The organism is Paenibacillus sp. FW104-T2, assembly GCF_058789975.1.
Window position 1 is genome coordinate 87,248 of sequence record NZ_JBYTCE010000017.1, and the last position, 12,407, is coordinate 99,654.

Annotated in this window: 5 protein-coding genes; 1 reads left to right on the forward strand and 4 read right to left on the reverse strand. The window is 49.2% G+C overall.

What is annotated here, in order from left to right; all coding sequences use genetic code 11:
- Window positions 1–53 precede the first annotated feature (53 nt).
- A complete protein-coding gene (locus tag AC3WQ3_RS20380) occupies window positions 54–1,745 on the reverse strand; it encodes a COG1361 family protein (RefSeq protein WP_492473314.1) in 1,692 nt (563 codons plus the stop codon).
- Window positions 1,742–8,461, reverse strand: coding sequence for a DUF7507 domain-containing protein (locus tag AC3WQ3_RS20385; RefSeq protein WP_492473315.1), 6,720 nt, complete (start codon window positions 8,459–8,461; stop codon window positions 1,742–1,744). The genes AC3WQ3_RS20380 and AC3WQ3_RS20385 overlap by 4 nt, the downstream gene beginning before the upstream one ends.
- Before the next feature lie 222 nt (window positions 8,462–8,683).
- Between AC3WQ3_RS20385 and AC3WQ3_RS20390 the strand changes: the two genes are divergently transcribed.
- Window positions 8,684–9,808, forward strand: a complete 1,125-nt coding sequence (locus AC3WQ3_RS20390; RefSeq protein WP_336779780.1) for a GGDEF domain-containing protein — start codon at window positions 8,684–8,686, stop codon at window positions 9,806–9,808.
- 77 nt (window positions 9,809–9,885) lie between these two features.
- Here the strand turns inward: AC3WQ3_RS20390 and AC3WQ3_RS20395 are convergent, their stop codons facing one another.
- Window positions 9,886–10,416: a hypothetical protein gene (locus AC3WQ3_RS20395; protein WP_492473316.1), complete on the reverse strand. Its 531-nt coding sequence runs from the start codon at window positions 10,414–10,416 to the stop codon at window positions 9,886–9,888.
- Window positions 10,417–10,443: 27 nt separating this feature from the next.
- Entirely contained in the window at window positions 10,444–12,108 is a 1,665-nt protein-coding gene (locus AC3WQ3_RS20400; protein ID WP_492473317.1) for a sensor domain-containing diguanylate cyclase, read from the reverse strand.
- Window positions 12,109–12,407 lie beyond the last annotated feature (299 nt).

The following is a 12,407-nucleotide window of genomic DNA, read 5'->3' on the forward strand; positions in this document are numbered from 1 at the left end:
ATGGAAGTCATTTGGAGCAAATTTCCCAATTCATCACTGTTAATTGATTGACGTTATTCATCGCGGTATTCGATCACAATCGTGTACTCGTTTGACCGAGCTTCACCGCTTCTTCTCTGTCCATTGAGTTCATAGGTATACAGGGCAGTCAGGAAACCATTCAGCGTTCCCGTCTCCTCTGGCGATAGCTGCGCTACATAAGAGATGTTTTTCTCAGCACCCGGAGCCAGTTCTCCCAGATGCAGATATCTTGGCGAAGAGTATTCGGGTATGTTCCATTGAACTTGACCTTCCGCTTGAGCGCGCCATTTGGCTCCCGGTGGAAGAACGCCTGTCAACTGTACACGAGCAGACAGAGAGCCTGTATTCTCGACTCGGACCTGAAAAATAACAGATCCTCCCTGCTCGACTAAATTGGGGTTCACTTCAACGTGGACCTTAATCATAGGACTCTTCAGGTAGACTGTTGCTTCGTTGGAAGCGGCCATGCGCTGCACCGTACGTGAATCAGGCAATCGATACGTATACAAGAGACGCGCCTGGTTCACCAGCTCGAATGATTCAAGCACCACAGTCCCGTGTTCAATAATTTTGGCTTCAAATTGAATGTTAATGACAGACCGTGCTGTCAATGTTCCCAGGCTAACGCCTTTGACCGGATTGGCCCCGGGCCGCTTGACTCCATTCCAGCTAAGACTCCCTTCCAGAAAAGTCATGCCGGCTGGCAATGAATCTGACACCTTGGCATCCACCGCATAATTGCTTTCATTCGCTATGGTAATGTCATATCGTATGGTGTCATTGACTGAGGCAACTACTGGATGTACCCTCTTTTGAATCGAGATCAAAGGCTGGATGACTTCAAGTATAACTTCGTTCGAATAAACAATCTCCTGCTTGCCTGCAGAAGTATACTCCAGCACCGCCTGAGTTGGAATGCTTTCAGCATCTCTTACCGAAACAACCTGTACCCGATATTGAATGGTAACCGTACTTCCGGGCTCAATGTCACCGATTTCCATTCCAGAATCTGGGGTCATCTGAGGGGCAAACATTCCATTGATTACAACACTTGCGGGAATAAACACAAGGCCAGGAGCCAAAGCGATGGTCACCTTGGCACCTGTAGCTGTCAGAAATCCCGGATTGCTCACAACAACACTGTACAAAACAATATCCCCTGAGAAGGTCGGGATATGGTCCGACTGAAGGGCTATCTCCAGACGGGATGAGGCCAGAGTGACCTCAACCGTATTGGAAAATTCTCGGCCTGTAACCGTCCTGCCTTCTGGTGTTAGAAATTCATAGTTTACCTGCGCCTGATTCAACACCTTTAATGTCGGAGGTAATCGCACGATGGCAACTTGAAAGTGGTAGCGTAGTATAGCTCCTGGTGCCACCTCCGCAGGAGGCAGCCCGAGTTCGGGTGATGCCCCTGGTAACGGAATACCATCGCGAAGTACACTGTTCGGAAGGAGTGACGTATCTTCCGAAAGCGGGTCGACCACAGAAACGGTGGCTGTTCGATTCCCCGTATTCCTGACCTCAATCTGATAAGTTAGTGACTGCCCCAGTGCAGCAACAGTCACATTGCAGCCCTTTCTTACTTCAAGTTTGGGTCCAACCCATGGTGTAACAACGGTGTTGGAATAAGCCACCTGTTCCAGTTCAGTCGTACCCGAGCTGAATCGAACCAGTGACTGATTCTGTAGCCAGTGGGACAACGGACCGGAGGATTGGCTCATATCACCACGACCTCTACTCTGAATGTAACGGTTACCGAAGCACCAGCAGCGATCGATCCGATCGTTATTCCCGTATTTGGATTACCAGTTGGCCGTGGCACTCCATCCACCGTAACACTTCCAGGCACAAACACCGTTCCTACAGGTACAGGGTCTACCATCACCACATTGTTGACCACCTGGATGCCCGCGTTCGTTACAACAACCGTATAGGTAATGACATCACCGACAACAGCATCAATGGCGTCTGTACTTTTGACAACGACTACATCCGGTGAAGAAACAGGAATAACCAGAACGTTGGAGGATACGGTTCCCGTTAACTGACGGCCATCCGGCGGACTGAACGTATAATTGGCCACGGCCTGATTGATTAGCTGCTGATTCTGCGGTAAAGTGTCCACGGTAACTTCCAGGGTGACGGTCACATTAACAGATCCACCTGGTGGTATGGTACCTACCACGATTCCGGCTTCCGGATTGGCACCTGGCTGTGGAACACCATCAATCAAGACACTGTTCGGAAGAAGCACAGCCCCATCCGGAATGTCATCTGTCAATGTCAGATTGGCAGCCAAATTTCCGCTGTTATTGATCGAGAAAGAGTACACGATGGTGTCGCCGATTGTCGCATTGGATGTGTTTGCTGTCTTGGTCACGGCAATGATTGGTTGATAGATCGGTGTGATTACCGTATTCGAGTAAGAAGCACCCGAGAAGACACCCGATGTGAAGCTTACGGATGATTGACTGCTCACAACGGGTGGAGTAGGAAGTGAATTGACACGGACGGCATAGGATACGGCTACTGAGGCGCCGGGTGCAATTGTGCCGAGTGCGATTCCCAGAGCTGGATTAGCCGAGGCGCGCGGTACGCCATCCACCAGAACACTTCCGGTGACAAATGTTGTGGCAGGATCGATCGGATCGCTCAGTAACACATTGTTAATGGGATCAATTCCGTTGTTGGTTACAACCATTTCGTATACGATCGTATCACCGACCACCGCATCTACCGCAGCTGTGGTCTTCGTTACAGTTACATCCGGAGCAGACACCTGGATGTTAAGTGAATTGGATGTTAGACTGCCCCCCAGCGTTCTTCCATCTGGCAGTGTATACGTAAAAGTTGCGGAAGCCTGATTCGTTATGGACTGGCTCAAAGGAAGGGTAACAATGACGACCGAGAACATGACCATGGTCGTTGTGGAAACGACGCCCAGCGGAATACCTGAGGCGGGGTCGGCCCCCGGTGCTGATGCCCCATTGATTATAACGCTATTCGGTACAAGCTCAGTCCCGGCCGGGATCGTATCGGTCAACGTAACGGCTGCCCCATAGTTCCCAGCATTCGAGATGGCGATGCTGTACACAACGGTATCTCCTACCGTGGCTATCGCCTGATCCCCCGTCTTGACCGCCGTCAGGATCGGCTGGTACACCGGCGTTGTAACCGTATTGGAAAATGTTGTGGCTGAGAACACGCCTGAAGTAAAGCTGACTGTGGACTGATTGTTCAAAACTGCACTTGCCGGGAGCGAAGTAACCTGCACACTAAATACAACGGTCACGGTAGCACCAGGTGCGATAGAACCGATGGTTATTCCGGTGGAAGGATTGGCACCCGGGCGGAGCACACCATCTACAAATACGCCGGTTGGCGCGAGGACAGTGCTTGCCGGTACTGCATCCGTGAAGACTACGTTGTTCACCGTCGCAATTCCGTTATTCGTTACAGCGACGCTGTACGTCACAATATCACCGACAGATACCGCCGTTGACGTCGTCGATTTCACCACATCGACGTCCGGAGCTGAGACCGAAATGGTTAGTACGTTGGACAGCACCGAACCTGTAATGGTCCGTCCGTCAGGCAAGGTGAAGGAAAGAGCCACCGAAGCCTGATTCACCAGCTGCTGTGGAGATGGCAAGGTATCAACGACCACAGAAAAAGTAATGGTTGTTGTTGCACCAGCAGCGACAGTCCCTGCCGAAATGCCTGTGGCTGGATTCGCGGCAGGCAGCGGCTGACCATTCACAATGACACTGTTAGGAACGAGAATGGTTCCCGCAGGGATATTGTCCGTCAAGTTGATTTGGGCACCATAGTTGCCCGTATTAGAAACGGTGACCGTATAGCTAACCGTATCTCCGACCGTAGCGTTTTGTGTACTTGCTGTCTTTTGTGCCGAGAGAATTGGCTGAAATACCGACGTAACCACTGTATTGGAAAACGTCGTGCTTGAGAATGCCCCTGAAGTAAAACTCACAGTGGACCGATTGCTCAACTGGCCGCTTGGGGGAATCGTGTCGACACGGATACTGAAAGTAATCGTTGCGGAGGCTCCCGGAGCAAGTGTACCCAGCGATATCCCCCCTGCTGGATTGGCTGCGGGTTGCGCCACCCCGTTCACCGTGACACTGCCTGTGACAAAGGATGCGCCTGCAGGAATCGGATCCGACAATTGGATATTGTTTACGGGGGCTATACCGCTGTTCGTTACGAGAATGGAGTAAGTAACGGTGTCGCCTACAGCAGCCGCAGTCGAAGTTGTGCTTTTAACGACAGCTACGTTTGGAGATGAAACCGGGAACGTCAGCGTATTCGAGGTGGCTGTTCCTGTTAAGGTTCGTCCGTCAGGCGGTGTAAAGGTAAAGGAAGATGTCGCAAAGTTGCTGAGCTGCTGCGGTGACGGAAGGGTATCCACGACAACCGCGAAGGTGACAACCGCTGTCGCTCCCGCCGCTACAACGCCTACCGGGATGCCTGTTCCAGGCGTCGCTCCAGGCTGCGGCACACCAGATACCACAACACTGTTAGCTACAAAAGAAGTTGCAGCAGGAATGGTATCTGTGACGGTAACATTTGCCTGCAAATTGCCTGTGTTGCTGACAGTCACCGTGTATACGACCGTATCACCTACAGTCGCATTAACGGTATTGGCCGTTTTGACAAGTGCAATCTGCGGTTGAATGACCGGAGTCTCTGTCGTATTGGACGATGATGACCCTGAGAATGAACCGGATGTGAAGCTGACCGTCGACTGATTGTTAATCTGCGAAGGAATCGGCATAGTAATCGTCACCTCAAAAGTTACGGTAACCTCAGCTCCTGGAGCCAAAGTACCGATTGGAATGCCGGCGGTCGGATTGGAGAGCGGGAATGAAGTCCCGTTCACAATGACGCTTCCGGGTACAAATGGGGTATTCGGAGGAAGAGGGTTGACATATACCACATTGTTAACGGCTACTGTTCCATTGTTGCGAATAACAGATGTGTACCTGATGACATCCCCGACTACGCCGTACTCTACATTGTCACTGTTAACAATCGTTACATTGGGAAGAGAGACGGGAATCGTGATGGTGTTGGATGACGAGAATCCGGCAATTGTTCTTCCACTTGGAAGAGTGTAATTGAATGATGCGACCGCCTGGTTAGTCAGCTGTCTTGATTCAGGTAAACTTGTGACCGTTGCTACAAAAGTAACCGTTGCGCTTGAGCCAGCTGCGATCGACCCCAGATTAATTCCTGTTGCAGGACTTACACCCGGTGTGGGCACCCCGTTGATAATGACACTATTCGTACTAAATACAGCTCCGGCTGGAATGGGATCGGTCAAGGTAACCGTGGCTGCAATATTACCTGTATTGTTGATTTGGATGCTGTAATTAAACGTATCGCCTACCGTCAGATTCGTTGTGCTTGCCGATTTTACCACTTGGATGACGGGCTGAAATACAGGTGTACTAACTGAGATCGATGTAGAAACCCCATTAAAACTGCCCGACGTAAAAGCTGCACCTGCACGGTTGGTAACCGAACCTGTAGATGGAACAGAAGCCACTCTAGCCTGGTAGGTAACAGTTACGCTGCTTGAGCTGTTCAAGGTTCCAACAGCAATGCCTGAAACGGGGCTTGCACTCCCCGCAGCTGTTCCATTAATGGTGACACTGCCTGGTACAAATTCTGAGCCGGAAGGTATATCTGAAATCACGAGATTTTGGACTGCACTTATGCCTGCATTGGTTGCAATGACCGTATAGGTGAGGATGTCGCCTACTGTCGCATCAGGTATATTCACGGTTTTGCTAATGGAAATATTCGGCGCTGATGCAGATATGCGAACGATATTAGATTGACTTGACCCTGAGAGATTCCGTCCACTCGGAAGCTGGTACGTATAAGTTGCGGTACCCTGATTCTCCAGTGTGGGCGGAGATGGCAGTGTATTGAGAGTAGCGCGAAACACCACCGTTGCCGTGGCTCCTGGCAAGAGACTGCCCAGCGTTATTCCGGTTAGTGGGCTGGTTCCCGGACGTGCAGTACCATTCACCGTTACTGAATTCGGGACAAATGTCAATCCAGCTGGTATCTTATCGGTCACCGTAACCTGAGCCCCTATATTGCCGCTGTTTGTCACCACCAGTGTATATGAAAGCTGATCTCCCAGAGTTGCATTCGTTTGACTCGCCGACTTGTTGATGGCGATGATCGGCTGGTACACAGGGGTTGTAATCGAATTGGAGTTGGAGATGCCCGTAAATGCACCTGAACTATAGGACACAGAAGCCCGATTAAGCAGCGAACCTGATGCAGGCAAGGCTTGAACCGTAAGCTGAAACGTCACCGTCGCGGAACTCCCTGCAGTCAGTGTTCCAATAAAGATACCACTGTTCGGGTTAGCCGATGCTACGATAGTTCCCCTTACGGTTACACTCCCCGGAACAAATATGGTTCCTGCAGGAAGAGAATCCGTAAGAATCACATTGTTAATCGGCTGAATACCGGCGTTCGTGGTCACCACGGTATAGGTGAATGTCTCCCCTACGGCTACATCGCTGACCGAAGCCGATTTAACTGCGGTTACATTGGGTAAAGTCACCGGAATCGTTAGAGTATTCGATGCTACTGTACCCGATATGGTTCGTCCGTCAGGAGAGTTGAACGAATATGAAGCGGTAGCCTGATCCACAAGGGTTGGCGGTGTAGGCAAGCTTGTGACAAGCACTTGAAAGGTGACGGTATTCGCGCTGCCTGCAGCAAGGCTGCCCAAATTCACACCAGTCGCCGGATTGGCACCTGCAATAACATTTCCGTTCAGGCGGAAGCTGCCTGCTACATACGAACTGCCACTTGGGATGTTATCTGTCAATATGACGTTCGCCGCAACATTCCCTCCGTTGTTCACCTGAAGCGTGTACGTTACCGTGTCACCGACCGTAGCATTGGTGGTACTCCCCGACTTCACAATGGACAGGTTCGGTGAATATACAGGAAGTGTGGAGCTGTTGGATGGAATTACACCTGTTATGGTCGGACCTCCTGCCACACTCTGAAACGTAAAAGCCGCATTAGCCGAATTCACAAGCTGCAGAATGCTTGCATCCTGTCCGATAAGCGCCCGGTAGGTTACAACTATACTGCTGGACAGGTTTAATGAACCCAGCGGAACGCCTGCGGTTATATCCAGTGTTGGACGAGATACACCTGCAACGGTGACGCTTCCTGGAATAAAAGTAAGTCCTGCAGGCAGTGAGTCCGATAGCACCACACTGGCGGCGCTGGCCGTACCTGCATTGGCAACGGTAACCGTATAGAGAATGCTATCCCCTGCTACCGCACCAGTGGCCGTTGATCCCTTCGATAAGGTAATTCTTGGTGCGTTAATATCGACTTGAATGGCATTGCCGTTGACGATGTATGCATCTCCCGATGTTGTTAATGTCAACACGGCTGAAGATTGATTGTTAATCAGTCTGGCTGACACATCCACATTGGTTATGTCCCAGCCCTGTCGTCCGCCAGAAATGTTGGAGCCTGGTGCACCGTTGATCTGGTTCCGGGTTCCGAAGGTTCCTGTCGTGTTAAGTGCTCCGGTGTCTCCGTTGATTTGGGAAGCGAAAAAGTTGGCAGCCAGGTTGTTTGGTCCCGACAAGGCAACCGAAGTCGCCGACGTTGGTCCAAATAACGCCTGGTCTCCGGTCCGGTTTGCATCACCCTCCTGCGCACTGAACAGCGCTCTTCCCCCGAGCGTACCAGAGATCGGAGTCGCAAATCCTGTCAGTGTGGTAACTACCGGTGCGGAAGTCGATTGGACAAGTACTCCGCCGGCCCGCAGTGACATGTTTCGGAAAGGCAGGTTCGGATTTTGATAAATGACTCCTAGCGTCCAGCCTGCATGGTTGGCCGTGGCATCATTGTTGATGACGATCGTTCCGACAACCGCTCCGGTGATATATGTACCCGCTCCCCCATTTTGCACAAGTGTCGTAACATTGGCCGAACGCACATACCCGGCAGCGCCGTTGCCCAGATCAAATTGATTGTATGTCGCCGGGTCAGGTGTAACACTCGATGTCCCTGCAGGTGTGATAAATGTGACCGGATTATTGATGGCAGAGCTTAAGTTAACGTTGCCATTAATATAACTTCCGCCCCAAATCAACTCGGCGTAAAAAACTGTACTCCCCGGAGGAAGAACAAGTATGGCAGCTGAGCTGTTGTTCTGATATAAATTGGTTGTACCCTGTGGATATGTCCCAAAACTTGCGGCCGTATTGGTCGTTGTGAATGCCCCAATACTGTCCTGTGTTCCTGGCACCCCTGCCGCATCGGAACGACTCAAACCGAGTGTATTGCCTGTAAACGTAATTGCTCCCGTAGCGTTGACGGTTGAACGAACGACAAGAGGAATGGAGATCACCTCCTTCATCAAGGATTGTAATCATCGTATGAGAACGGAGCCTTGTATCAGTCTATGAGGTTCAATCCGGAATTTGTTTGTCCCTGTGAAAAGTTTCTGCTTAGGTTCTACGTTTATGTCACTTTGTTTTCACCCATTTAATTAACATTTGCGTTTTGCACAATCTGTTTTATAATCAACTAATACGAGAGTCATTCTGTCGTACCATTATGATGCAGTCAGCGGTGATATATGAAGAGTTTGTCAACACATAACAGTCATATCCCAACAGAATATGAATTCAAGCATTCCAAATGGATTAAAAAAATGCTCCATGCGTACTGGGTTGTCGTAATCACACATTTCGTCGTTCAGATCGCCTGTTTCCTCTTTCTGGACTATGATCGTACGCCTGAGGATTTCATCATTTATGTTTTATTTTGGCCCACAGCCTCAAGTATTGCTTCCATTATGATTGCCAGCTGGGTCGACCGCCGCTTCAGCAGTTATTCCTTTTATGCCATGTCGGCCGCCAGTACTGTCGTTGCCTGGACGATCATTCATGTCAATTATGACATTCGAATTATTCAAGCGATCAGCCTGCTGCCCATCTTTACGTCGGTTTTGTTTTTTAGCAGAAAACGGGTCTGGACGGCATGTATGATGCAAACAACAGGTTATGTTTTGGTTCTGTTTGATTCAGGCTATCGTTCCTATTTGACTTCCTTTGACATGGTCTCCATCCCAGCCTTTCTCATTGTCGGTACATATGTAGCTCAAGTCATTGTCACAAGTGGTGTTGAGGTATTGGATGATCTCAAGGACAGCATGCTGGCCAAGCAGGAACTGATTGTACGAAATGCCATTATGACCAAGCAGTCCAAAACCGATGGGCTTACCAATCTGTATAACCAGAGCTCATTCAAAGACTATTACGATAAAGCATATGAGTATGCCAAGAGCGGTATGAGCCTTCATTTGGCTCTCATTGATATTGATGATTTCAAATCAATCAATGACACCTATGGACATCGGGTGGGCGATATCATTCTGGAGAAAGTTTCCCATGTCATTCAGGAGAACATCACTTCAAGCGATATTGCAGCCCGTTATGGCGGTGAAGAATTCGCATTGCTTATGTTCGAACAGTCCTTCGATCAGGCTTACGCTCTCGTGGAACAGATTCGTCAGAAAATAGCCCTGATGGGCCATTTGGAACTGGAGGGGAATTCCATCACCGTCAGTGTGGGACTCAAAAGTTTCAATGCCCGGCTAACCAAAGAAAAGCTGTTTGAAGAGGTGGATGCCTGTCTATACGCTGCCAAACGGACGGGTAAAAACAAAACCGTGACTTCCCTTGACCTTGTTGAGGTTTAGTAAGTAGTAGAGTCATCAAAAAAAGTTGTACCGCAAACCGAATTCGGTTGTGCAGTACAACTTTTTTTATATCTAATCTATTCGCCTTGCTCGGCCCATTCCCAGCGATGGGCATATTGCTCCAACTTGGGATGAAGCGTACCCGGCTGGCCATCGATAAGCAGACGAAGTTTCGTAATCCAGTCCTTGAACGAGTCAAACGATGCAAACAGATTCGCCATTTCAGAGGTGAGGTACAGAAAATGAGGCGCCGGGTATTCAGAAGTCAGATGACGCAGAGCTGAATCCATTGGTGTGTACTTCTTCCTCTTGCCATCCAGTCCCTCCACCTTAATGCGGAACTCCGTATGATCTCGCTTCCACTCATGCAAGCGGTCCTCTCTCTTATAATACGGCTGTACCCCATCCTTGCTCATGCGCTTAACCGTGTTCTCATGCAGCGGATAAAGTACCAACTGTGTAAATGCACGCGTATCTGAAGTGACTGCTGCATGTTGAAGTTGTTCATCGGTCACATGCTCGAATGAATCGTAGAAAATCAGTGTACCTTTCCGGCTTGCTGCAGGCGGTTCATAACCGTACGGAACCGATGTATAATTTCCAGACATGATATTCCTCCAGTCCGTTATAAATGCTTATTTGTTTTGGGTATCCTGCTCATCCTGATCCTTGTTCAAATCCACATAGAATGTCATTTTATTCTTGCCCGAACGCTTCGATTCATACAAGGCTTCATCAGCCATACGGATAATTTCACTCGGATTGCCGCTGTTTGTCGGATACTCGGCACCACCGATACTGCATCCAATGTGGATCCGCTCATATTCAATAATAAATGGTTTATTCAAGCTCAGAATAATCTCATCCGCATATGCTCGCGCCTCTTCTTTTGGATTAGCCCCAATGGAACGGAGTACAATGAGAAATTCATCGCCGCCCAAACGAACCGTAATTCCCTTGTCGTGGCTTAGGGCCATCAAACGCTGGGCCACTTTTTGAAGCAGGACGTCTCCGGTTTGGTGCCCAAGGGTATCGTTCACACTTTTGAATCCATCCAAATCCAGATAGAGGAAAGTCAAAGTATGATCCGTACTCTCCGTTTCAAGTGATTCCTCCAGATAAACTTCGAGTGCTGTCCGGTTCGGCAAACCTGTCAGTTGGTCGTAATGGGCCAAATTCTGCATGACGACCAGTTCCGAATCTTTATTCGTTAGCGAAGTCAACATGTCGCTCAGCGAGCGGGATAGCACTTCAATTTCCTTGATGCCTTTGTTCTCGGGAATTTGTAATTGCTCGCCTGCACGCAGCCGGTCTGCCACTTGAGTTAAGCGTGTAATTGGAAAGGAGATTCGCCGGGAAATCAACCAGCCAATAAGTGCAAACAATACGGTAACTGCAAGCCCCGACCAGACATTAAACCATAACATGTCGGTTACGGAAGCAAAAGCCGTTGATTTGAGCTGACGAACGACAATAGTCCATCCGAGACCCGGATAATCCAGATGTCCCTGGCTGTAAGCGAGTCCGGTAACATATTCCTTTCCGTCAGCCCATTTCTCGATGGACCAACTTGTCTTGTTAACCTCCGCTGCCTTCATTTCGGACAACTCCAGTGGTTTACCAACCCACTCCTCCGGACCAAGCAGCACCGTGTGCTCTCTTTTGCTCACGATAAACATTTCAATGTCCTTTTCCTGATATTTCAGAGGCTCCAGGACACCCTTTTCCACCTCTTTTGCCCACGCCCAGCTTAGATGTGCTGCAAGCACGCCTGAAACTTCACCATTTTTATACTTCAGGGGAAAGCTGATATCGACAAATTGCAGCGGCTCACCTGAAGGATTCGGAAGCAGTTTGGCGAGAAGTACTGCGTTATGTACGTCTCCAATAAATTTACCCTTGATGCCTTCCTGATACACAGGTCGTTCAGACAAATTTTCACCACGCAATATGCCATCCGTTGAAGCCAATACTTTTCCCTTCGGATCCATGAATCCAACCCAGGAGAATGAGGGAAAGCTATTCTGTAGCTGATTCAGCAGCATCTGGATATCAGCAGGTTCATAACGGTCTTCCAACCCGGCCATCTGGCCAAGAAGATCCAGTTCTCCGGACCGCGCCCACATGAAGCGATCCAGCTTGTCTGCTGTTTGGGAAGCGGTGCTGGTCAGAGAATGCCCAATTTCCGTTTCTACAGCCACCGCTGATTTTTGACTAAAAATATAACCGATCGTTAACGTTACCAGCAAGGATAACACGGCGAAGGTCATGGTAAGTATCGTTCTGAGTTTGTAAGACATGTTGGCCTCCAATAATCGGTGAAACCATCTTGCTTTTTCAACACGAGACATGCTGGAAAGGGCACACGGGATGTCACCTATTCGTTTTCATCTATATCGGAAGCAATGTCTTTTTTTATTATACATGTGGATGCTAAGTTACGTCGTCTGAAATGCCGTGTTTCTTCCATTCAAAGAATAGTCACGATTCTGTATATACATACTTGGGTTATGAATATAGAGAGCAAGCATATCATCCTATGATGAAATGATGATTCAGCATGTTTGTCGAACAGAGAGAACTTCAACTAGAAATTGGG